This window comes from Rhodophyticola sp. CCM32, assembly GCF_004751985.1.
Lineage (GTDB): Bacteria > Pseudomonadota > Alphaproteobacteria > Rhodobacterales > Rhodobacteraceae > Rhodophyticola.
The window spans coordinates 2,834,356-2,856,099 of record NZ_CP038492.1; the positions used below are offsets into that span (position 1 = coordinate 2,834,356).

20 protein-coding genes, 2 pseudogenes and 1 riboswitch are annotated in these 21,744 nt (G+C 62.2%); of the genes and pseudogenes, 16 read left to right on the forward strand and 6 right to left on the reverse strand.

The window, feature by feature from the left end:
- Positions 1–33 precede the first annotated feature (33 nt).
- Positions 34–894, forward strand: a complete 861-nt coding sequence (locus tag E2K80_RS13790; protein ID WP_135375525.1) for a zinc-ribbon domain-containing protein — start codon at positions 34–36, stop codon at positions 892–894.
- A gap of 112 nt (positions 895–1,006) precedes the next feature.
- Here E2K80_RS13790 and E2K80_RS13795 read toward each other — a convergent pair whose 3' ends face one another.
- Positions 1,007–3,700, reverse strand: coding sequence for a DUF4175 domain-containing protein (locus E2K80_RS13795; RefSeq protein ID WP_238475539.1), 2,694 nt, complete (start codon positions 3,698–3,700; stop codon positions 1,007–1,009).
- Positions 3,701–3,747: 47 nt separating this feature from the next.
- Positions 3,748–5,013, reverse strand: a complete 1,266-nt coding sequence (gene lysA / locus E2K80_RS13800; RefSeq protein ID WP_135375526.1) for a diaminopimelate decarboxylase — start codon at positions 5,011–5,013, stop codon at positions 3,748–3,750.
- 117 nt (positions 5,014–5,130) lie between these two features.
- On the opposite strand from lysA, the gene E2K80_RS13805 reads away from it, so the two are divergent.
- Complete coding sequence (locus E2K80_RS13805; protein ID WP_135375527.1) at positions 5,131–6,105, forward strand: quinone oxidoreductase family protein; 975 nt, start codon at positions 5,131–5,133, stop codon at positions 6,103–6,105.
- A gap of 70 nt (positions 6,106–6,175) precedes the next feature.
- Here E2K80_RS13805 and E2K80_RS19330 read toward each other — a convergent pair whose 3' ends face one another.
- The 3 genes from E2K80_RS19330 to cobO are packed head-to-tail and all read right to left on the reverse strand — an operon-like array spanning position 6,176 to position 7,239.
- On the reverse strand, positions 6,176–6,313 hold the full coding sequence (locus E2K80_RS19330) for a hypothetical protein (protein WP_210405392.1): 138 nt from the start codon (positions 6,311–6,313) through the stop codon (positions 6,176–6,178).
- The gene (locus E2K80_RS13810; protein WP_210405393.1) at positions 6,310–6,630 is read right to left on the reverse strand and encodes a cupin domain-containing protein; all 321 of its coding nucleotides are present in this window, start codon (positions 6,628–6,630) and stop codon (positions 6,310–6,312) included. The genes E2K80_RS19330 and E2K80_RS13810 overlap by 4 nt, the downstream gene beginning before the upstream one ends.
- Positions 6,631–7,239, reverse strand: a complete 609-nt coding sequence (gene cobO, locus E2K80_RS13815) for a cob(I)yrinic acid a,c-diamide adenosyltransferase (protein WP_135375528.1) — start codon at positions 7,237–7,239, stop codon at positions 6,631–6,633.
- A gap of 72 nt (positions 7,240–7,311) precedes the next feature.
- A riboswitch (cobalamin riboswitch) is annotated at positions 7,312–7,507 on the forward strand.
- A gap of 32 nt (positions 7,508–7,539) precedes the next feature.
- Here cobO and E2K80_RS13820 point away from each other — a divergent pair.
- The 7 genes from E2K80_RS13820 to cobJ are packed head-to-tail and all read left to right on the forward strand — an operon-like array spanning position 7,540 to position 15,517.
- Positions 7,540–7,932, forward strand: coding sequence for a DUF1636 family protein (locus E2K80_RS13820; protein ID WP_135375529.1), 393 nt, complete (start codon positions 7,540–7,542; stop codon positions 7,930–7,932).
- A gap of 2 nt (positions 7,933–7,934) precedes the next feature.
- Positions 7,935–8,990: a cobalamin biosynthesis protein CobW gene (gene cobW / locus E2K80_RS13825; RefSeq protein WP_135375530.1), complete on the forward strand. Its 1,056-nt coding sequence runs from the start codon at positions 7,935–7,937 to the stop codon at positions 8,988–8,990.
- Between the two features lie 6 nt (positions 8,991–8,996).
- Complete coding sequence (cobN, locus tag E2K80_RS13830; RefSeq protein ID WP_135375531.1) at positions 8,997–12,266, forward strand: cobaltochelatase subunit CobN; 3,270 nt, start codon at positions 8,997–8,999, stop codon at positions 12,264–12,266.
- Between the two features lie 44 nt (positions 12,267–12,310).
- Complete coding sequence (locus tag E2K80_RS13835; RefSeq protein ID WP_274379224.1) at positions 12,311–13,402, forward strand: cobalamin biosynthesis protein CobG; 1,092 nt, start codon at positions 12,311–12,313, stop codon at positions 13,400–13,402.
- Between the two features lie 2 nt (positions 13,403–13,404).
- On the forward strand, positions 13,405–14,034 hold the full coding sequence (locus E2K80_RS13840; protein WP_135375533.1) for a precorrin-8X methylmutase: 630 nt from the start codon (positions 13,405–13,407) through the stop codon (positions 14,032–14,034).
- Positions 14,031–14,768 carry a precorrin-2 C(20)-methyltransferase gene (gene cobI, locus E2K80_RS13845; RefSeq protein WP_135375534.1) on the forward strand — a complete coding sequence of 246 codons (738 nt, stop codon included), beginning with the start codon at positions 14,031–14,033 and terminating at the stop codon, positions 14,766–14,768. Before E2K80_RS13840 ends, cobI begins: the two co-directional genes overlap by 4 nt.
- Entirely contained in the window at positions 14,765–15,517 is a 753-nt protein-coding gene (cobJ, locus tag E2K80_RS13850) for a precorrin-3B C(17)-methyltransferase (RefSeq protein ID WP_135375535.1), read from the forward strand. Before cobI ends, cobJ begins: the two co-directional genes overlap by 4 nt.
- On the opposite strand, the gene E2K80_RS13855 is transcribed toward cobJ, so the two are convergent.
- Positions 15,490–16,245 carry a cobalt-precorrin-6A reductase gene (locus E2K80_RS13855; RefSeq protein ID WP_135375536.1) on the reverse strand — a complete coding sequence of 252 codons (756 nt, stop codon included), beginning with the start codon at positions 16,243–16,245 and terminating at the stop codon, positions 15,490–15,492. The genes cobJ and E2K80_RS13855 overlap by 28 nt on opposite strands.
- Between E2K80_RS13855 and cbiE the strand changes: the two are divergent.
- The 7 genes and pseudogenes from cbiE (at position 16,244) to E2K80_RS13890 (ending at position 21,676) form a co-directional block, all read left to right on the forward strand.
- A pseudogene (gene cbiE, locus E2K80_RS13860) lies at positions 16,244–17,439 on the forward strand (precorrin-6y C5,15-methyltransferase (decarboxylating) subunit CbiE). The gene E2K80_RS13855 and the pseudogene cbiE overlap by 2 nt on opposite strands.
- The gene (locus tag E2K80_RS13865; protein WP_135375537.1) at positions 17,436–17,798 is read left to right on the forward strand and encodes a cobalamin biosynthesis protein; all 363 of its coding nucleotides are present in this window, start codon (positions 17,436–17,438) and stop codon (positions 17,796–17,798) included. Before cbiE ends, E2K80_RS13865 begins: the two are co-directional and overlap by 4 nt.
- Positions 17,795–18,589: a precorrin-4 C(11)-methyltransferase gene (gene cobM / locus E2K80_RS13870; protein WP_135375538.1), complete on the forward strand. Its 795-nt coding sequence runs from the start codon at positions 17,795–17,797 to the stop codon at positions 18,587–18,589. Before E2K80_RS13865 ends, cobM begins: the two co-directional genes overlap by 4 nt.
- 1 nt (position 18,590) lies before the next feature.
- Positions 18,591–19,908: pseudogene (locus E2K80_RS13875) on the forward strand (cobyrinate a,c-diamide synthase).
- Positions 19,905–20,627, forward strand: a complete 723-nt coding sequence (gene cobA, locus E2K80_RS13880) for a uroporphyrinogen-III C-methyltransferase (protein WP_135375539.1) — start codon at positions 19,905–19,907, stop codon at positions 20,625–20,627. The pseudogene E2K80_RS13875 and the gene cobA overlap by 4 nt, the downstream one beginning before the upstream one ends.
- A 3-nt stretch (positions 20,628–20,630) precedes the next feature.
- Complete coding sequence (gene cobF, locus E2K80_RS13885; protein WP_135375540.1) at positions 20,631–21,371, forward strand: precorrin-6A synthase (deacetylating); 741 nt, start codon at positions 20,631–20,633, stop codon at positions 21,369–21,371.
- The gene (locus E2K80_RS13890) at positions 21,368–21,676 is read left to right on the forward strand and encodes a hypothetical protein (protein ID WP_135375541.1); all 309 of its coding nucleotides are present in this window, start codon (positions 21,368–21,370) and stop codon (positions 21,674–21,676) included. The genes cobF and E2K80_RS13890 overlap by 4 nt, the downstream gene beginning before the upstream one ends.
- Positions 21,677–21,744 lie beyond the last annotated feature (68 nt).

The window sequence follows — 21,744 nt, forward strand, 5'->3', positions numbered from 1 at the left end:
GTGACGCACAGGCGAAACGGAAACGGGGTGACGATGCGGCTGACATGTCCGAATTGCAGCGCACGATACGAAGTCGATGATGACATGATCCCGGCCGAGGGGCGGGATGTGCAATGTTCGAACTGTTCCACAACCTGGTTTCAGCCCGGGTTGCGCAGCGCATCCGAAGCGATACCCGGTGCCAGCGCCGAGGATATTGCCCCGGATTATCACCCCTCCAACGGTGAAGAGCCCCCTTTGCAGGAGGACGGCCCGGCAGAAGACGGCACTCTGCCCGGGGAAGACAGCCAAACCGACGGGGAGAGCGCAGAACCGGCCGATGCCCCGTCCCGACGGGAGCTTGACCCCTCGTTACGCGAATTGCTGCGCGAAGAAGCCGAACGTGAAGAACGCCTGCGTCGCAGTGCAACCGTCGAAACCCAGGAAGAAATGGCCCTGAACGAGGCCGACCCGCAGACAACGACCTCAAGGGCAGACCACCCTCTGAACGATGTGGATGAGAATTTCGACGATGAGGTTCTGGATGATATGATCCGGGCCACCGGCAGTTCCAAGTCCCGTCGGGACCTGCTGCCGGATATCGAGGAAATCAACTCGACATTGCGCGCCACGGGCGACCGCAGCGCCAATGAGCATGAAACCAGTGACGTGGAAACGCTGGATGAAGCGCCACGCCGCAGACGGGGCGCCCAGTTTGGTTTTGCGCTGATCTTCCTGATCACCGTCGGGATGGTTGTCATCTATTCCAATGCAGGCCAGATCGGGGACCGCCTGCCGCAATTGCGCCCGGCACTGCAAAGCTATGTGGCCCAGGTGAATGCAATACGGTTCTGGCTGGATGATGTGGCGCATGGTGTGCTGCAAGGCGAGGGTGACATAGCCGCCGGCGAGTAGCGAATGTGCGGCGCACCTGAATCCGCGCCTGTCAAAAGGCGCATTCAAGCCGAAAGATGAATGGCAACAGGTGCCGATGCCACAGGGCTGCAACCCCCGACAAGCTCCAGGATCAGAACTGATCCAGCAGCCTGCGCAGATAGTCCAGCTCTATATCGGGCCGGTCCTGCTCTGCCGAGCGGCGGCGGATCTCATCCAGCAGCTCACGGGCACGGCGGAACGCCTCTTCGCGCTGATCAAACCCCTCTTCCGACCCGAAAGCACCCGCATTGCCGGCCTGACGGCCCAGCGGGTCCTGCAACGGGCGATCATCGGCGGGCGCGGTGCCGTCGGCCTGCCCCTGACCCGGATCCTCAAGGCCGCTGTCCTGTGCAAGCGCCCGGCCCAATTCGCCCATGCCTTCACGCAGCGCTTCCATCGCCTCTGACTGGCTGTCAAGCGCATCTGCCAGATCGCCCCGGCCCAGGGCCTCGGCGGCCTCATCCATCGCACGCTCTGCATCTTCCAGCGCCTGACGCGCGGCCTCCCCGCCCTCGGTGCCTTCGCCGGGCAGGTTGAAGGCCTGCTCTTCCAGCTGGCGTCGCAAATCCTCCTGCCGTTCGGCCAGGCTGCGCCCGTCATTCTCGCCGCCCCGGCCCTGCCCCTGCTGGCCGCCGGGTTGGCCGGGCTGACCCCCGGGCGTGCCGGCTTCGCCCTGATCGGTTTGTTCCCCGGGGCCGCTTTGCCCGCCCTGACCGGGTTGTCCCGGTCGACCTTGCTGACCCTGTTGGCCCTCTTGTCCCTGCTGCCCGGGCTGTTGCCCCGGCTGGTTCTGCTGACCTTGCGGATTCTGCTGCCCCTGCTGGTCCTGCTGCGGGTTCGGGCGACCCGGATTGAACTGGTCCTGCAACTCCTGAAAGCTGTCATCGCTCAGATCCTGCTGGTCGCGCAGCGTATCCTGCAAATCCTGCATCGCCTGTTCACCGGGGGTCTGCGGGCCATCGCCGCCCTCGCCTTGGGTGATCTGCATATTCTCCATCATCTGGCGCAGGGCATCCAGCATCTCCTGCGCCTCGGCCATCCGGCCCTGCTGCATCAACTCCTCAATCCGGCGCAGCATTTCATCAAGATCGGCCATGGACATTTCCATGGTCTCCCCGTCATCGGGCCGGTCTTCGCCGGGCTGGGCATTCTCGGCCAGCTGCTGCATGTAATCATCCATCGCCTGACGCAGCTCATCCATCAGTTGGGCGATTTCCTCGTCACTGGCCCCCTGGCGCATCGCCTCGGCCAGACGATCCTGCGCCCGGCGCAGCCGTTCCAGCGCATCGGCCAGATTGCCCTCTTCAAGCTGAAGCGCCGCATTCCAGAGGATTTCCGCCACCTGATCGCGGGTCTCGGCCGACAGGCTGTCCACCCCGCTTTCCAGACGCCGGATCGCGGTGCGCACCATCAGATAGGCGCCCTCATCATCGAACACACCTTCCGGGCGATGGCTGATCGCGCGCAGGATCTGCGCCGCACGCGGGGCATTTTCCCGGGACCACAGGATATCGCGCCGCTGTTCGATGATCGCATTGGCCAGCGGATCAAAGAACCGGCGTCCGGGCAGGCGGGCAATGTTTTCGCGGATCGTCCCGATCTGGCCCGCATCATCGACAACATTCAAGGTCAGGGTTACCGGCAGGTTGGCAAAGGGATGCTGCGACAGGTCTTCAACCAGAAGCTCCGAAAATTCCGCGCGGGAGCCTGCAAACGGCATCGGCAGGTCCAGCACCAGCGCCGCGCGCGGTTCCGGGTCCACGGCCAGACCGAACCGCCGGTCGGCGGCCTCCGCATTCAGCACCAGCTCCGCCTCGCCCGAGATCACCCCGTAATCATCCGTGGCGATATAGGTGAACTGCATCTGCCCGGGTGGCACACCGGTCACCTCCCCCTCCAGCGCCACGGCGGGTGGCTGATCCGCCACCATGGAAATCTGCCAGCTGCGCCCGTTTGGCCCGTCAATCGCCACCTCACCGGAGCGCAGCAAAACAAGATCCTGCGCCGCGGCGGTGGTGTCTGTCTCTTCGGTCGGGGGCGCATCCATCACGCTCTGGCGCAGGCTCAGCGCGCCAAGCTCCCCATAGAAGCGCAGGGTGATGCGCGACCCGGCGGGGGCCTCGAACGCGTCTTGCGTGATATCGTTGAGGTAAAGCGAGGGCAGACCGGTATAAAGCGGCGGCTCCACCCAGCCTTCCCAGCTTGGCCCATTGATCACCACCGCACCGGGGCCTACAGCCGCCTCACCCAGCGCACCGACCCGCCAGACCGTACCGAACACAAGCGCCATGACAAAGGCCGTCGCGGCCACGAAGCGCAACCCATAGGGGTCACGGTCGGAAATCCGCAGATCGGGTTCGGGCGCATGGGCCTCGGCCACGCGCGCGGCCATTTGCGCCACATGGGCGGCCCAGACAGATTGCGATGCCGGGTCATCGGCGCCCACCGCCGGCCTGTCGATCAGCGCCGTGATCGGGCGTCCCGGCAATGTCCGGTCAAGCCTGTCCAGCGCCTCGGCCCGGCTTGGCAGGATGAACCTGCGCGCCCCTTTGACCGTGACCCAGATCACCCCGGCCAATGCACCCAGCAGCATGCCCCACAGGGCCAGCGCCGGCAGGGCATCCGCGACCCCGAAGGCCAAGGCGGCAAAAATCATGAACAGGATCGTCCAGACCGGCCAGAACGCCCGCACCGCGCGTTCGGCCACCATGCCCAGCCGGGTCAGGCGCAGGGGCCAGACCAGACGCCGCAAGGCGGCATCGATGGAAGGGGGATGATCCGTCATGATCCCTTTCAGGGTGATGTTTCGGGTTCAGCGTGCTGTTTCAGGCATCATAGCCATTCAGGAACGATATCGCGATTAATGATATCGTCAAATGTCGGCCTTGGGCGGATGACCGCAAAGTGATCACCCTTCACCAGGACCTCGGGGATCAGGGGCCGGGTGTTATATTCGCTCGACATCACCGCGCCATAGGCCCCGGCAGACCGGAACGCCAGCAGATCGCCCGCATCAAGCGGCGGCATATGGCGCTGTTTTGTAAAGGTATCCCCGCTTTCGCAGACCGGGCCGACGATATCATAGGGGGCCTGTTCGACGCCCGGTTCAGGCTCGATCACGGGAATGATGTCATGATGGGCGTCATACATCGCCGGGCGGATCAAATCATTCATCGCCGCATCAAGGATCAGGAAATCGCGGCCCTCCCCATGTTTCACATAGATCAGACCCGCAACCATCAGCCCCGCATTGCCCGAGATCAGGCGACCCGGTTCAATCTCGACCTCCACATCCAGATCGCCGGTGATCCGCTTGATCAATGCACCATATTCGGTCGGCAAAGGCGGCGCGGTGTTGGAACGTTCATAGGGAATGCCAAGCCCGCCGCCCAGATCCAGCCGCCTGATGTCATGACCATCTGCGCGAAGCATCCGGGTCAGTTCCACAGTTTTCAGATATGCGGCCTCAAACGGTGCAAGATCGGTCAGCTGACTGCCGATATGCACATCAATGCCGACGATCTGAAGCCCCGGCAACCTGGCGGCAAGCGCATAAACCTCCCGCGCGCGGGCGATGGGAATGCCGAATTTATTCTCGGATTTGCCGGTGGCAATTTTGGCATGGGTTCTGGCATCCACATCCGGGTTGACGCGAATGGTGATGGGCGCAGTTTTGCCAAGGGACACCGCCACCTGGCTCAGCACCTCCAGTTCCGGTTCGGATTCGACATTGAACTGCCGGATGCCGCCCTCCAACGTCAAACGCATTTCCTCTGCCGTTTTGCCGATGCCGGAAAAAACGATACGTGCGCCGGGAACACCCGCCGCCCTGGCGCGCAGATATTCGCCCCCTGACACAACATCCATACCCGCCCCCAGATCGGCCAGGACCTTGATAACCGCCTGATTGCTGTTGGATTTCATCGCATAGCAGACAAGGTTCGGCAGCCCTTCAAGCGCTTCTTTGAAAAGGGTGTAATGCCGGGTCAGGGTCGCCGTGGAATACACATAGAACGGCGTGCCGACCTCTGCCGCGATACCGGGCAAAGGCACGTCTTCTGCATGAAGAATACCGTCGCGATAGAGGAAATGATCCATTTTCAGCCCTTAAATCATACGCATGGCGCAGGTAGCAGTTTGAGCACCGGAATCAAAGCGCCCTCGACGCGATGCGGTCTATGGGTAATGTGTCAGATAACAGAACGGGAGGCCGATATGGCAAAAACGGTGGTGATTGAAGAACATGGCGGGCCAGAGATGTTCAGACTGGTGGATCGTGATGTGGGCAACCCGGGGCCGGGCGAGATACGCATTCGGCATCACGCCTGTGGCCTCAATTTCATTGACGTCTATCAGCGGAGCGGCCTTTACCCGATGGATCTTCCGCACGCATTGGGGATGGAGGCCGCAGGCATGATCGAGGCTGTGGGGGAAGGCGTGACCCATCTGAAAACAGGGGATCGCGCCGCCTATGCGGCAGCCCCGTCAGGCGCGTATTGCGAAGCGCGGGTGATGTCTGCCGCGCAGGTCTGCCCCCTGCCCGATGCGATCTCTTTTGAAGAGGGCGCGGCGATGATGCTGAAAGGTCTGACGGTCCACTATCTTTTCCGCCGCACAACACCGGTTGCCAAAGGCGATACCGTGCTGTTTCACGCCGCAGCGGGCGGCGTGGGCCTGATTGCCTGCCAATGGGCGCGATCGGAAGGGATCACCCTGATCGGAACCGCCGGAACGGATGAGAAATGTGCCCTGGCGCTGGAACATGGGGCGAGCCATTGCATCAATTACCGAAACGAGGACTGGGTTGCGCGGGTGCAGGAGATCACCGGCGGCGCCGGGGTTGATGTGGTGATGGATGCGGTCGGGGCCGATACATTCGAGGGGTCTCTGGACAGCCTGAAACCTCTGGGAATGATGATCTCATTCGGAAACGCCTCTGGCCCGGTTCCGCCATTTTCGCTGGCCACCCTGGGGGCAAAAGGCTCTCTGAAGATCACCCGCCCGATGCTTTTCACCCATATCTCCGAACATGAAACCTGTCAGAAGATGGCGGCGGAACTGTTCGGGAAAGTCATCGCCGGAGATGTCAAAATCCGCATTGATCAGCAGTTTCCGCTGACCGATGTGGCCGAGGCACACCGGGCGCTGGAGGCCCGGAAAACCACAGGGTCCACAATACTGGTCCCGTGATATGCAACTCTATCTGATAGAGTGTATCGCATCAGGTCAGCTTCTGGTTTTCCGGATTGAACAGCTAGGGTCAGGACCCATGATACGGCTTGCGCGCCGTCTCGACCCCGTCCGCATCGCGGTAAATCTTCTCGCCGTTTGTGATCGTCACGCTCTCGCCCGTCACCGCATAGGTCACGACATCATCGCCTGAGCGGGTGCCGATCACCAGATACCGCGCCGGTATATTCGAACGGTTTCCAGATGATGCCCGACCGCCAGGCCCGCCTTGAAACAGGCCGTGTCCCCGGTGTGAAGTTCTGTCACCACACCGCCTTCGATCAACGTTATGACGCCGTCCAGCACATATACCATTTCATCCTCGGACCGATGCCAGTGGGATTTGGACGACGCAGCCTCGGGCCAGAGCGTCTCGATGAACGCGCCGAATTGAGTCAGCCCGCCGGTGTCGCTTAGCAACTCTGCCCGGAAGCGCCCTGTTTCGTCGCCGCCCTCTTCAATCCGTGGCGCGTCGATCTTGGGCATTCAGAACTCCACGCCCTTCTGTGCCTTGACGCCGTCACGGAAGGGATGTTTCACCAACGTCATCTCAGTCACCAAGTCCGCCGCCTCGATCAGCTCGGGCTTGGCATTGCGCCCTGTCAGGCACACATGGGTCATTGCGGGCTTTTGGCTCAGCAGGAAGTCCACCACCTCGTCGATATCCAGATAATCATAGCGCAGGGCGATGTTGATCTCGTCCAGCAGGACAAAATCAATCGCGGGGTCCAGGATCTGCTCCTGCGCGATCTTCCAGCCATTCTGAGCTGCCGCGATGTCCCGCTCCTTGTCCTGCGTTTCCCAGGTAAAGCCCTCGCCGGATACGAAAAACCGGCACTCATCGGCGAAACGCGCGCGCAGGAAGCTCTTCTCTCCGGTCTCCCAATTGCCCTTGATGAACTGCACCACAGCGCAGCCCATACCATGCTGGATCGACCGCATGACCATGCCAAAACCGCTCGACGACTTGCCCTTGCCCGGTCCTGTATGGACCATGATCAGACCCTTCTCCTCGGTCTTGGTCTCCATCATCTTGTCGCGTGCGGCTTTAATCCTGCGCATCTTCTCGGCGTGGCGGGCGTTGTCATCACTCATGGTCGGGCTCCTGATCTTCTGGTCCGAAGGCTTGGCGGCAATCGTACAGATTGACAAGCCCGCATGCCCATGAACAGGGTTTTCCCCGATGGTGCCTGCGGCGCAAGCCAATGGCCTAAGAGGGAACGCGGTGTGATACCGCGGCTGCCCCCGCAACTGTAAGCGGTGAGCGGACCTGCGTATGCCACTGAATCCGGGTGGATTTGGGAAGGCGCAAGGACCGTTTTGACCCGCGAGCCAGGAGACCTGCCATCTTGATCGCAACGCAAAACCCGGGCGGGGTGTCCCGGAGGAGGATAGATGGATACCATTGAGGAACATGCACCGACCGAAGTGCTGGTCTGCGTCAAGTGCCTGCGCGGTCTGGATGTGCCCGAAGACGGGGACCGCCCGGGCCAGAAGCTCTATGACGCGCTGGTCCAGCGGGATATGCCAGAGGGCGTCACGATCCGCCCGATGGAGTGCCTGCAAAACTGTGACAGCGGCTGTTCCGTGGCCATCCGCGGCGGCGACGCGCGCTGGACATATGTTTACGGAAACTTCCTTGAGGCGTCGCATCCGGACATGCTGGCTGAGGGAATTGCCCTTTATCATAGCACAGACAACGGCCTGATCCCGTGGCGCGCGCGCCCCGAACACTTCAAACGCAACTGTATCGCGCGGATACCGCCGGTCACATCCAAGGAGGCCTGAGCATGGCTGACCTCGCAAAACTTCCTGTCACCGTTGTCACTGGCTTCCTTGGGTCGGGCAAGACGACGCTGATCTCTCACCTCATGCAGAATCCCGGCGGCAAACGTCTGGCGGTTGTGGTCAACGAGTTCGGAGACGTCGGCGTCGATGGCGAAATCCTCAAGGGCTGCGCGATTCCTGACTGCCCCGCCGAGAACATCATGGAACTCGCCAACGGATGCATCTGCTGCACCGTCGCCGATGATTTCATCCCGACGATCGAGGCGCTTATGGCGCTGGACCCGCGGCCTGAGCATATCTTGATCGAGACGTCCGGCCTGGCCCTGCCCAAACCGCTCCTGAAGGCCTTCAACTGGCCTGATATCCGCTCCAAAATCACCGTCGATGGCGTTATCGCACTCGCCGATGCCGAGGCTGTCGCCGCTGGCCGCTTCGCGCCTGACGTGGCGAAGGTGGACGCGCAGCGTCTTGCCGATGACAGCATCGACCACGAAACGCCTCTGTCCGAGGTGTTCGAGGACCAGATATCCTGCGCCGATATCATCCTTCTGACGAAGCCCGACCTCGCAGGCCCGGAGGGTGTGGCGAAGGCGAAAGAAATCATCGCGGCAGAGGCCCCCCGCCCGCTGCCCGTCGTGGAGGTTGCCGAAGGCGCCATCGATCCGCGCGTAATCCTCGGGCTGGAGGCGGCTGCAGAAGATGATATGGACGCCCGCCCGTCGCACCATGACAGCCATGACGACCACGAGCATGATGACTTCGAGAGCATCGTGATCGACATCCCCGATATCACTGATCCGCTTGAACTGGTCAGACGCATTGAGGATCTCGCCAACACTCAGAACATTCTGCGTGTCAAAGGCTACGCCAGCGTTGCAGGCAAGCCGATGCGCCTGTTGGTGCAGGCCGTGGGCGCGCGCGTGCGACACCAATACGACCGTCCCTGGGGCGCGGATGAGCCGCGCATGGGGCGTCTGGTGGTGATCGCCGAACATGACGATGTGTCAGCCCAGGCCATCCGCGCCGTCCTCGTGCCCGCGCAGGCTGCCGCCGAGTAACATGCCATGCACGTCGTGTTTCGCGAAAGCCACGGGTTAGAGGAGACAGAGACCCCAACCGATCTGGCGCAAACGCCGGCGGAACTGGTCGTGCTCAGCCTCTCGGATTCTGACCTCGGGGCTTTTGCGGCAGGCTGGCACAGGGCGGGCGGTGGCTTGCCATCGTTGCGGCTGGCGAATATCGCAGCGCTCAAGCATCCGCTGTCGGTCGACACCTATATCGAGCAGACGCTGGCGGGTGCGAAGGGCATCCTGATCCGGCTGATTGGTGGGGTGCCGTATTGGCCCTACGGCTTGCAACAGATCGAAACTCTGGCGCGCGCGCAGGGCATAGCCTTGGCGGTACTGCCAGCGGACGGGCGCGAAGATACGCGGCTGGATGATAAATCAACCCTACCGGTCTCCACCCTGCGGCGCCTGCAACATCTGTGCGACGCAGGGGGCGAGGTCGCGGCACAGGCCGCATTGGCACAGATGGCCTTGGCCTCCGGGCTTTACGCAGGGCCCGTTGAGGGTGCAAAGGGGCTACCAAATGTAGGTGGATGGACGCCGGAGGACGGGCTGTGTTGCCCGGTGCTGGCGGGCAGAGCCAGCCCATTGGTGTTGGTGACGTTCTATCGGTCCTATCTTGTGTCCGATGACCTGGCGCCTTTATGCGTGCTCTTTGACGCGCTCAGGGCCCGGGGTTTCGAAGTAATGGGGCTTTTCGCGCCGTCGCTGAAGGCTCCTGATGCGGCGGAATGGATGGCACGGCAAGTTGCGCTTCTGGCTCCCGTTGCGATTGTGAATGCCACCTCGTTCTCCGGCAAAAATGCGGACGGAACCTCGCCGTTGGATATGGCGAATGTCCCGGTTTTTCAGATCGCTTTGGCCACATCAGGTGAGGACGCCTGGACCAAGGCAGAGCGTGGTTTGTCCCCCGCTGATCTGGCAATGCATGTGGTGTTGCCAGAGGTGGATGGGCGGCTGTTTGCCGGGGTCGCGTCGTTCAAAGAGCCACAGGTTCGGGACGCGGATTTACAATTCGCGCGCTATATTCATACGGCCCATGTCGAGCGGGTGAATGCTGTGGCCGCACGGGTTGCGGCCTGGCATCATCTCGCCACCACCCAGGTGAAGGACCGTGAATTTGCTTTGATCTTGTCCACGTATCCGGGGCGGGATTGGAACATCGCCCATGCTGTTGGGCTGGATGCGATTGCTTCGGCAAACGCGATCCTGGACGATCTGGCCGAGGCCGGGCATGGCGTGTCCGGTGGCATCACTGGTGCGGATTTGCAAAATGCCTCTCTTGTCTGGCCGATAGCCGAGTATGAGGCGGCGTTGGAACGCCTGCCTGCCAGGTTGCGCAACGATCTGGCCGACGCTTGGGGCGCGCCCACAGATGATGCGAATGCCAATAATGGTGGGCTTAGTTTACCGATCCTGCGGCGCGGCAATATGCTGGTGGCGCTTCAGCCAGAACGCGGCACGCCGTCATTGCGCGACACAGAATATCACGATCTCGCCCGCGTGCCCTGCCACGGATACGTTGCATTTTATCTCTGGATGCAGGCCCATGCACAGGCGCTGGTTCACATCGGGGCCCACGGCACGCTGGAATGGTTGCCCGGCAAATCCGTCGCTTTGTCAGACATTTGCTGGCCTGATGCGCTGGTCGGCTCCCTGCCGGTGATCTACCCTTTCATCGTCAACGATCCTGGCGAGGCTGCGCAGGCCAAACGTCGCATTGGCGCGATCACCTTGGGCCACGTGCCGCCACCGATGAAGGCATCAAAGACACCAACGCGTCTGGTGCGCCTGGAAGCCTTGCTGGACGAATTCTCCAATGCGGACGGGCTTGATCCAAAGCGTCGCGATCGATTGCAGGAGGATATTCGCACCGAAGCGCAGGCCTTGGGCGTTGAGGGCGACCTTGGGCTGGAGGCCGCATCATGCTCTGCCGAGGCGATCACCCGGATTGATCGGTTTGTGTGTGACGTAAAGGACAGCCAGTTCGGCGATGGCCTGCATGTATGGGGCCGCCCCGAGCATGGGCAAACTGTGTTTGACAGCGCGCCGTCAGCGGCCAGCGAACGGGCAGCGTTGATTGATGCGTTGGACGGCAAGCGGGTCGCTGCGGGACCGGCGGGCTCGCCGTATCGAGGGCGCGGCGACGTGTTGCCCACAGGACGCAACCTTTACACGACAGACCCGCGATCCGTGCCGTCGCGTGCTGCCTATACACAGGGCATCGCGATGGCGGATGAGTTGATGCGCCACCATCTCCAGGAGGACGGCGATTGGCCGAAAGGCCTGATCGTGAATCTATGGGGCTCGGCCACTATGCGTACAGCAGGCGAGGAATTTGCAATGGCGCTGGTCTTGTTGGGTGTACGGCCCGTTTGGGACGAGGGGTCGGAGCGGGTTTCGGGTATCGAAGTGGTGCCGATAGCCGAATTGGATCGCCCTCGCATCGACGTGACGCTGCGGGTCTCGGGCCTGTTTCGCGACGTGTTTCCAACGCTTTCGACTTTGTTCAACCAGGCGACACGGGCATTATCAGCCCGCGACGAGGCGCCGGATTGGAACCCCTATGTCGGCGCCGATGCGGCCCGCGTTTTTGGCCCGGCACCGGGCAGCTTTGGCGTCGGGATGGGGCCACAGATCGGCGATTATTCCCAAGCCGCACAAGTCGCTGCCGGAGAAGCATGGCTGGCGGCATCCAGTTACGCGTTGGACGGCGAAGACGTGCAGTTGGATGCAGACGGATTGCGCGCCCATGTGGCAAAGGCGGATGCGTTTGTGCACCTTCAGGATCTGCCGGAAACGGACATTCTTCTGGCAGAGGATTACGCCACCCACGAGGCAGGCTTTCTTGCGGCGCAGGCTGTCACGGGCGGGTCGGCGAAGGCTTACCATCTGGATGTCACTGACCCCGCACAGCCCCGCGCGCGCGGTCTGACCGAAGAGATCGCCCGTGTGGTTATGGCGCGTGCCGCCAACCCTGACTGGATCACCGGAATGCGCCGCCACGGATTTCGGGGGGCGGCGGAAATTGCCGCAACGCTTGAAAACATGGCGTCCTTCGCACAGCTCGCCCGTGTGGTCCCGTCGCATCTGTTCGACCTCTATTATGACGCCACGCTGGGGCAAGCAGACGTTACGGCCTTTTTGCAGGACGCCAACCCCGATGCGCTGGCCGCGATGCGTGATCGTTTCGCAGCGCTCCATGCCGCAGGCCTCTGGCAGTCACGTCGTAACTCAATCCTTGCGGATATGGAGGCTGCGGAATGAGCGCCCCGCTGGTCAAGGGATGGTGTCCGGGAGCGTACCGCCCGATGGTTTCGGGAGACGGTTTAGTGGTGCGCATACGTCCGTGGATGGGTCAGTTGAGCGCGGCCCAAACCCTCGCCCTTTGTAACGTGGCCGAGCGTTTCGGATCCGGCACGCTGGAGCTGACAAACCGCGCGAATGTGCAAATCAGAGGTGTGGCGGAGCGGGACCACGACGCCGTGATCGCGGCGCTTTTGGCAGCGGATCTGTTGGACGTGGATCCTGCGCAGGAAAGCCGCCGCAATCTGGTGATGACCCCGGATTGGCAGATGGGTGATCGGACTCACAAGCTGGCGCGGGCGTTGATGGACACACTTGCTGACCTGCCTGATCTGCCTGCGAAATTTGGTTACTGCATTGATACAGCACACATGCCCTGGCTGACCGGCGCGCCGGCAGATATCCGGTTCGAGCTTGGTCATGAGGGTGAAATGATCCTCTTGGCGGACGGGGCGGCGGCGGGGCGGCCCGTCACGCCAGAGACGGCTATGGAGGCTTTGCGAGACCTGATCGCGTGGTTCGTGGAGACCGGTGGGCGCAATGCAGGCCGCATGGCGCGACACTTGCGGTCGGCCATATTGCCGCCCGATTGGGCCCAGGTTGCGCGGCGGCCGGTGCCTGCCGCAATCCCGTGCAACAACGGGACGCTGATGGGTGCACCGTTCGGGCAACTCGACGCGCATGTCGTGGCAGACTTTATGCGCGCGGGCGAAGTGACCGCTTTGCGTATCCTGCCAAACCGTAAATTGCTGGCCCTGGGCCCGATGCTTGCAATTCCTCGCGGGTTCTGCGCCCCGGATGATCCACTTCTCAAGGTTCATGCCTGCACCGGTGCGCCGGGATGCCCCCAGGCCAATGGTCCAACCCGCGCAATTGCGCGCGCGCTGGCCCCGGGCTTGCCACCTGGCGAAACACTCCACGTGTCGGGCTGTATCAAAGGGTGTGCACATCCGCAGGCAGCGGACCGGACGCTGGTCACTACGAAAGATGGGTTCGACCTTGTCAGCAAAGGCGCGCCATGGGATGCGCCAAGCAAGCGCGGGTTGCCCGCAGACCTGATCCTCGCCGAGGTAACCCCCAAGGATTTCCAAGACTGAACATGCCTTATGAATATGAAAAGAACGGCGTCGCGATTTATCAGGAGAGTTTCGCGACAATTCGGGCCGAAGCCGATCTGACAGGTTTCGTACCGGATGAAGAGCAGGTCGTCGTGCGCATGATCCACGCCGCTGGTCTTGTGGGTTTGGAGGGCCATGTCCAAATTGCTCCGGGCATGGTATCCGTCGCGCGCGATGCGTTGGAAAATGGGGCAGCGATCTTTTGCGACGCTTATATGGTCAGCGAAGGCGTCACGCGCAAACGGTTGCCGGCGCAGAATGACGTGATCTGTACGCTACGTGACCCACGCGTGCCTGAGATGGCTGCGGCTTTGGGCACAACCCGGTCGGCCGCGGCATTGGAGCTGTGGCGCGATCGTCTGCAGGACGCAGTGGTGGCCATCGGAAACGCACCGACTGCTCTGTTCCATTTGCTGGAGATGCTGGAAGATCCCGCATGCCCGCGCCCTGCGGCGATCATCGGATGCCCGGTTGGCTTCGTCGGTGCGCGCGAAAGCAAGGAGGCGCTGTGGGCGGCAGCACCCGTGCCATCGCTGATTGTAGAGGGCCGGCTTGGTGGTTCGGCCATCACCGTTGCTGCCATCAACGCCATCGCGAGCCGCACGGAATGAGCGCCCGGGCCAAGGGGATCATCTATGGAGTGGGCCTTGGGCCGGGTGACCCGGACCTGATGAGCGTCCGGGCCGACCGTCTGGTCCGCAACTCCAGGCACATCGCCTTCTTTCGCAAGCTTGGGCGAAAAGGCCGCGCACGCTCGATTGTGGACGGGATGCTGCGCCCAGATGCCATTGAATTTGCGATGGAATATCCAGTCACAACAGAAATCCCGCTTAGCGATCCACGTTACAACGCGATCCTGTCGGAGTTCTATTCTGAGTGCACGCAGCGGTTGTGCGACCTGTCATCATCTGGAGAAGACGTGGTGGTTCTGTGCGAAGGTGACCCGTTCTTTTATGGCTCGTTTATGCACTTGTTCACGCGCTTGCAGACCACCTGCGACGTGGAAACTGTCCCGGCGATCACCGGAATGTCGGCGGCTTGGACAGCCTCTGGCGCGCCGATAACTTGGGGGGATGATATCCTCTCGACCGTGATGGGCACGCTGCACGAAACCGCCCTGACAGATGCGATGACCCGCGCTGATGCACTGGTCGTCATGAAGATCGGCCGCAACTTGCCGAAGGTACGGCGGGCCTTGGCGAAGGCCGGCAAAGCGAACCGTGCGATCTTGGTGGAATATGCCAGCATGGAGGGGCAGACCGTGCGCCCGTTGTCAGAGTTTGATGGTGAGACATTGCCCTATTTCTCGATCATCGTTGTGCACGGGCAAGGCCGCCGCCCATGACGGGATGGGTTGTCATAATCGGCCTTGGGCCGGGGGCGGACGGATTGATTACACCCGACGCGCAGGCCGCCATTGCGGCCGCGACCGATATCGTGGGTTACATTCCCTATGTTCGTCGCATCACGCCCCGCGACGGGTTGGTACTGCACGAAAGTGACAACCGGGTTGAGATGGAGCGCGCGACCCATGCGTTGCAGATGGCAGATGACGGTCGCCGCATTGTGGTCGTCAGTTCGGGTGATCCCGGCGTCTTTGCGATGGCCTCGGCGGTGTTTGAAGCGGTCGAGGCCGGACCTGCGGATTGGTGCAATCTCGACATCCGCGTGATCCCGGGGATCACCGCGATGTTGGCGGCGGCGGCGGCGGCGGGCGCACCATTGGGCCATGACTTTTGCGCCATTAATCTGTCTGACAACCTGAAACCCTGGAGCTTGATCGAAACCCGTCTGCGTCTTGCCGCTGAGGCCGACTTCGCAATGGCGTTCTACAACCCGCGTTCCAGGTCTCGCCCGGATGGCTTTGGCCGGACATTGGCAATCCTGCGGGAATGTTGCGAACCGGGCCGTGTGATCATCTTCGCGCGCGCCGTCTCCACCCCCGATCAGACATTGCGGGTGACCACCTTGGATGACGCAACCCCTGAGATGGCGGATATGCGCACAATCGTTCTGGTCGGCTCCTCCTTGACCCGCGCCATCGCACGGGACGGTGCGCCGTTTGTCTATACGCCACGGTCGGTGGCGCAATGAGACACCCAGTTGAGAACCTGTGCCGGTGTGGTGACCTCTTGCCGAACGGGAATGAAAGGCCGGCCGATCATGATGACCGGAAGCCCAAGCGCGCGCGCTGCGGCGATCTTGGCATAAGCGCCCGTGCCGCCCGCGTTTTTCGACACGACAACATCAATGGAATGGGCCTGCATCAACGCCTCATCCTCGGCTTGCGTGAACGGCCCGCGGGACACCAGAACCTCGGTATGCGGCAGAGGCAACTCAAAGCCCGGTGCATCGACAAGGCGCAGAAGATAGACGTGCTGCGGGTTCGGCGCGAACTCGGCCAGATGCATACGTCCGACGGCCAGCATGACGCGTTTTCTGGGGTGATCAAGTGCCGCAACAGCGCCTGCAATATCGGCCACATGGGTCCACGCATCGCCTGGTCGAGGCAGCCAGGGCGCACGGGTCAGGGCCACAAGCGGCACACCTGTCTGAGCACATGCGGCGATAGCATTTCTGCTCATCTGCGCGGCGAACGGATGCGTCGCGTCGACCACATGTGTGATGTCTTGATCCTGCAAATAAGCGGCAAGGCCCGATACACCGCCAAATCCGCCGACCCGCTGGGGCAAGGGTTGGCGCACGGGCCGCGCAACGCGGCCAGCGAACGACACAATACCCGCGATCCCGGCCTCGGCCACAGCGCGGGCCAAGGCCGTCGCCTCGGTTGTGCCGCCAAGGATCAGGAGGTTCGGGATCATGGTTGAAACTCCGTGGATCACAATTGTCGGTCTGGGCGAAGATGGACCGGCGGGCCTTTCGCCCGCAAGCAGAGAAGCAGTTGAAGCCGCGGAAATCATCATGGGGCCACCGCGCCATCTGGGACTTTTGCCGGATACGGGTGTCGAGCGGATCGAATGGCCGGTACCATTTGTCGATGGGATTGAACTGTTACGCGGGTTGCGCGGCCGCAATGTTGTGGTCCTCGTGTCCGGGACCCGTTTTGGTTCGGTGCCGGACGCGCAATCTCAACTGCGTTTGAGCGCGGCGAGTGGCGGTCGTTCCCTGCGCCGTCCACCTTCGCACTGGCTGCATCGCATTTGGGGTGGCCCTTGGAGGATACACTGTGCCTCGGGCTCCATGCCGCCCCGTTAGCGCGACTTCGACCGTATCTGGCACCGGGATTGCGGGCAATTGTGCTGTTGCTCGACGGGAAGGCGGTGTCGGCCTTGGCGGCATACCTTGCGTCTGCTGGCTTCGGCGGCAGCACATTGACAATCTGTGAGGCGTTGGGCGGGCCACGCGAACAGATCAGCAGGGTCTCGGTCGCCGAGGCCTGCAAGGGCGGGTTTTCGCATCCGGTTTGTGTGGCGATTGAGGTCGCCGGGAACGGCATTGTGGTGCCGCTTACATCAGGGCGCCCGGATGACTTGTACGAAACCGACGGTGTGATGACCAAACGCCCTGTGCGGGCCCTGACGCTGTCGGCTCTGGCACCGCGCGCCGGAGAGCATTTATGGGACATCGGCGGTGGATCCGGCACCATCGCGGTGGAATGGGCCCTGGCGCACTCAACCTGCTCGGCCAGTGTAATTGAAATGCAGCCCGATCGTGTGGCGCTGATCCGTGCGAATGCCGACGCGTTTGGATTAGACCGTATTTCTGTAGTGACGGGCATAGCACCTGAAGCGCTGGACGCGTTGCCGGTGCCAGACGCCGTGTTCATTGGCGGCGGGCTCTGCGCTGACCTGGTGGCCCGGGTCGTTGCCTTGCCTGCTGGCACGCGGATTGTGACAAACGCAGTCACGCTGGAGGCTGAGGCTTTGCTGGCAACCGCACAGGCGGCGCATGGCGGCACTCTGATGCGGATCGAGATTGCGCATGCGATGCCGCTTGGGTCCAAACGCGGCTGGACATCAGCCTACCCCATTGTGCAATGGAGTGTAACGTTATGATTGTGGCCGGTTTTGGATTTCGCGCTGCCGCGACGCTTGCCAGTTTGGAAGACGCTCTGAACCGTGCAGGCGTCGGGGCACAGCTCTTTGCAACGGTGGCCGACAAGGCTGTTGCACCGGCGATGGTGACGTTAGCCGAGAGGCACGAGGTGCCCGTTGCAGGAATCCAGGCAGATGTGCTGGAGGCCCAGATCACGCTGACGCGGTCCCAGGCCTCGCAACACAATCGCAACAGTGGCTCAGTGGCAGAAGCGGCAGCTCTGGCGGCTGCGGGTCCGGGCGCACGATTATTGGCCGCGCGCGTGGTGTCCGCTGACCGAATGGCAACCTGCGCATTGGCCCAGGGAGACCAGACATGACAGTCCATTTCATCGGCGCAGGCCCCGGTGCGCCGGATCTTCTGACGTTGCGCGGACGGGACCTGATCGCCGCCTGCCCGGTGTGCCTTTACGCGGGGTCCTTGGTGCCGGAAGCGATTCTGGATCATTGTCCTGAAGGCGCGCAGATCGTGAACACCGCGCCTTTGTCGCTGGAGGATATCATCGGCTCCATCGCGGTGGCCCATGACGCGGGCAAAGACGTGGCGCGACTGCATTCGGGCGACCTGTCCGTGTGGTCCGCAATGGGGGAGCAGATCCGAAGGCTTGAAGCCTTGGGCATCCCGTATACCGTCACCCCCGGTGTGCCGTCCTTCGCCGCCGCCGCCGCAAGTTTGGGGCAAGAACTGACCTTGCCGGGTGTCGGGCAATCCTTGATCCTGACACGGATACCGGGCCGCGCGTCTTCAATGCCCGAGGGTGAAAGCCTTGCAAATTTTGGCGCAACCGGTGCAACACTTGCACTCCATCTGTCGATTGGAAATCTGGCACAGGTGGTAACCGAATTGGTGCCCCATTACGGGGCCGATTGCCCGGTGGCCGTGGTCTACCGCGCCTCTTGGCCGGATGAGAAAATCATCCGCGCCAAACTTGGCGGGTTGGAAAGCGCCATGGATCCCGGCATCGCGCGCACCGCGTTGATCCTTGTGGGCCCCGCGATCGGCGCCAGTGACTTCACCGAAAGCCGCCTTTACGCCGCTGATTACGATCGCCGTTACAGACCACAATCGGCTGATAGCCCGTGGTCGGAATGGCAACATGGGGATGACTGAAATGACTGCATTTCCTCCGGGGTTGTTGGTGTCAGCGCCATCGTCAGGCACCGGAAAAACGACCGTAATGCTGGGTCTGCTGCGGGCCCTGCGTGACGATGGGCTTGCGGTGCAACCCTATAAATCGGGACCGGATTACATTGATCCGGCATTTCATCACGCGGCCTCTGGTCGGATGTCGTTCAACATCGACACCTGGGCGATGGATGAAGGGCTTTTGCAGGCGATTGGCGGACAGGCTGCGGGCGCGGATATCTGCATCGCAGAAGGCTCCATGGGGCTTTACGACGGGGTCGCGACACGCGGGCAGACAGGGTTTGGATCATCGGCGGAAACCGCGCGACACATGGGCTGGCCCGTTGTGTTGGTGATCGACGCGGGCGGGCAGGCACAATCGGCCGCGGCCACGGCGCTGGGGTTCCAGGCCTATATGCCGGATTTGCCCATCGCGGGTGTGATCTTGAACCGCGTGGCGTCGCCCCGGCACGAGCGGTTGATCCGGCGCGGCATGGATCACGCGGGCCTTAACGTTTTCGGCGTTTTGCCACGTCGCGGTGATTTGGCGTTGCCAGAGCGGCATCTGGGGCTGATCCAAGCGATTGAACACCCCGATCTTGAGGCTGCAATTACAGGCTATGCTGCATTTCTGCGGGAGAATGTTGATCTTTCTGCTCTCCGTTCGGCGGCGCAGGCGGGGGGGTGACCGGACCGGGTGGCACATTGCCGAAACCGCCCGCTCAACGCATCGCGCTGGCCCGCGACGCGGCGTTTTCGTTCACCTATCCGCATTTGCTGAAAGGCTGGCGCGAGGCAGGGGCGGAGATCCTGCCATTCTCTCCTTTGGCCGATGAGGTCCCGGATCCGGACGCTGATCTCGTGTGGCTTCCGGGGGGCTACCCAGAGCTACACGCTGGTGCCCTAGCGGCGGCCTCACGGTTCCGCAATACCCTGCATACCCATGCCGAAACACGGCCGGTCCACGGCGAGTGCGGCGGCTACATGGCGCTGGGGCAGGCTTGATCGACAAGGACGGAACCCGACACCAGATGGCGGGTCTGCTGGGGCTTGAGACATCGTATGAGAAACGAAAATTCAACCTTGGGTATCGCCGTGCTGTGCTGTCGAAAGCCATGCCTGGATTTGCGGCAGGCACGGCCTTGCGCGGACATGAGTTTCACTATTCCAGCATCTTACACCAGCCGGATGCGCCCCTCGCAGATGTTGCAGATGCCGACGGACACCCGGTTGCGCAGTCTGGCTCCGTGCGTGGAAATGTCACCGGTACTTTCTTCCATATGATCTGCGAGGATCTGGGATGAGCGGTTTCGTCTCTTTCGTCGGCTCAGGCCCCGGAGATCCGGAGTTGTTGACATTGAAAGCCGTCGACCGCCTGAAACATGCGGATGCGGTCTTGTTTGATGACTTATCTTCAGGTCCGATCCTGTCCCATGCCCGCAGCGGCGCCGATCTGGTGGGCGTTGGCAAACGCGCCGGGCGGCGGTCACCGAAGCAGAACCATGTAAGCCGTCTGTTGGTCGATTATGCGAAGACAGGCCAGCGCATCGTCCGGCTGAAATCCGGTGACTGCGGCTTGTTCGGGCGGCTGGAGGAGGAGCTTGTTGCGCTGCGCGCGGCAGGAATTTCGTATGAAATCATTCCCGGCGTGCCCTCCGCGATTGCCGCCGCCGCCGCTGCTGGCATCCCGTTGACGCGCCGCCTGACCGCACGTCGGGTGCAGTTCGTGACCGGCCATGATGCCTCGGGCGCATTGCCGGACGATATCGACCTGAACGCTTTGGCGGATCCCACGGCAAGCACCGTTGTTTTCATGGGCAAACGGACATTCCCCAAACTCGCCGCCGCGTTGATGGAGCGTGGCCTGCCCGCCGCAACGCCTGCTCTTCTGGCGGAGGCCGTCAGCACGCCGGAGCAAGCACTGCACCGGATGACGTTGGCGGAATTGATGGACCGCCTGAACGCGGAGATCGGCACGACGCCTGCGCTTATTCTGTATGGTCCGCTGGCGGATGGGGCCTAGGCGATGGATCTGTGGCTTATCGGGATCGGGACCGGCAATCCAGAGCATGTGACACTGGAGGCGCAGCGTGCATTGCGCGACGCAGCGCTGATCCTTATTCCGCATAAAGGGCCCGATAAATCCGATCTGGCGGAGCTGAGGCACAGGATCATTGCCGATGCACGGACAACCGCCCCTGTTGTGGCATTCGACTATCCCACGCGCGACCCTTCCATCCCGTATAAGGACCGGGTTCGGGCCTGGCATGATGAAATCGCGCGGCGTTGGCAGGCAACGATCGCCGAAGCAAAGCCCGGTGGCCCGGTGGCCCTGTTGGTGTGGGGCGATCCCTCGCTTTACGATAGCACTTTGCGGATCGCATCGCGGCTTGCCCCCGCGCCGACATTGCGGATTCTGCCGGGGATCACCGCGCTCCAGGCGCTGACGGCGGCCCATGGCATCACATTCAACACGCTGGCAGGAGCAGTCACCGTGACAACCGGACGGCGCCTGCGGGACCACGGCTGGCCTGAAGGGGCAGAGACCGTGGCCGTCATGCTGGATGGCGAATGCAGCTTCCAAACCCTTGCCCACCGGGACCTGGTGATCTGGTGGGGGGCGTATTTGGGTATGGAGGAACAAATCCTCGATCACGGCCCCCTGGCGGAAGCAGGGCCTCGGATCATCGCGGCACGTGCCGCGGCGCGGGCGGATCACGGATGGATCATGGATACGTATATCCTCCGACCAAGGGGGCTTTCGTGATGGCGGAGGTGGGTTTACACCTTTGCGCGACCTGCAACCCAGAAGGGTTCTCGGATGCGTACGACAGCCTGCAAGCTGCGCTGGATGCCTGCGCTGAACCGATTGGCCTGGCCCTGAAATCGCAGGGGCGGGCGACGTATCTCTTCGCCGCGCGCAACCCGATGGCGGACCGTACGGACATTGTGGCGCCCTTGGTGGCCTATAGCGGTCATAGACGGTCAGACCATACCACCATTTGCCCGCAAAGTTTGCCCATTGGCGTAAACGCGCGTGATCGTCTCAAACTGCGTGTCGAGATTCGTTGAAATGCCAGATCATCAGACTCGTCTGACATCGCTCCTGTGCTCCGATCAAAAGAGACCTGCAAGTTCCC

Coding starts and splice junctions, on each gene's coding strand:
- E2K80_RS13790 (WP_135375525.1), top strand. CDS start 34: ATGCGGCTGACATGTCCGAATTGCAGCGCACGATACGAAGTCGATGAT.
- E2K80_RS13795 (WP_238475539.1), bottom strand. CDS start 3,700: ATGACGGATCATCCCCCTTCCATCGATGCCGCCTTGCGGCGTCTGGTC.
- lysA (WP_135375526.1), bottom strand. CDS start 5,013: ATGGATCATTTCCTCTATCGCGACGGTATTCTTCATGCAGAAGACGTG.
- E2K80_RS13805 (WP_135375527.1), top strand. CDS start 5,131: ATGGCAAAAACGGTGGTGATTGAAGAACATGGCGGGCCAGAGATGTTC.
- E2K80_RS13810 (WP_210405393.1), bottom strand. CDS start 6,630: ATGCCCAAGATCGACGCGCCACGGATTGAAGAGGGCGGCGACGAAACA.
- cobO (WP_135375528.1), bottom strand. CDS start 7,239: ATGAGTGATGACAACGCCCGCCACGCCGAGAAGATGCGCAGGATTAAA.
- E2K80_RS13820 (WP_135375529.1), top strand. CDS start 7,540: ATGGATACCATTGAGGAACATGCACCGACCGAAGTGCTGGTCTGCGTC.
- cobW (WP_135375530.1), top strand. CDS start 7,935: ATGGCTGACCTCGCAAAACTTCCTGTCACCGTTGTCACTGGCTTCCTT.
- cobN (WP_135375531.1), top strand. CDS start 8,997: ATGCACGTCGTGTTTCGCGAAAGCCACGGGTTAGAGGAGACAGAGACC.
- E2K80_RS13835 (WP_274379224.1), top strand. CDS start 12,311: ATGGTTTCGGGAGACGGTTTAGTGGTGCGCATACGTCCGTGGATGGGT.
- E2K80_RS13840 (WP_135375533.1), top strand. CDS start 13,405: ATGCCTTATGAATATGAAAAGAACGGCGTCGCGATTTATCAGGAGAGT.
- cobI (WP_135375534.1), top strand. CDS start 14,031: ATGAGCGCCCGGGCCAAGGGGATCATCTATGGAGTGGGCCTTGGGCCG.
- cobJ (WP_135375535.1), top strand. CDS start 14,765: ATGACGGGATGGGTTGTCATAATCGGCCTTGGGCCGGGGGCGGACGGA.
- E2K80_RS13855 (WP_135375536.1), bottom strand. CDS start 16,245: ATGATCCCGAACCTCCTGATCCTTGGCGGCACAACCGAGGCGACGGCC.
- E2K80_RS13865 (WP_135375537.1), top strand. CDS start 17,436: ATGATTGTGGCCGGTTTTGGATTTCGCGCTGCCGCGACGCTTGCCAGT.
- cobM (WP_135375538.1), top strand. CDS start 17,795: ATGACAGTCCATTTCATCGGCGCAGGCCCCGGTGCGCCGGATCTTCTG.
- cobA (WP_135375539.1), top strand. CDS start 19,905: ATGAGCGGTTTCGTCTCTTTCGTCGGCTCAGGCCCCGGAGATCCGGAG.
- cobF (WP_135375540.1), top strand. CDS start 20,631: ATGGATCTGTGGCTTATCGGGATCGGGACCGGCAATCCAGAGCATGTG.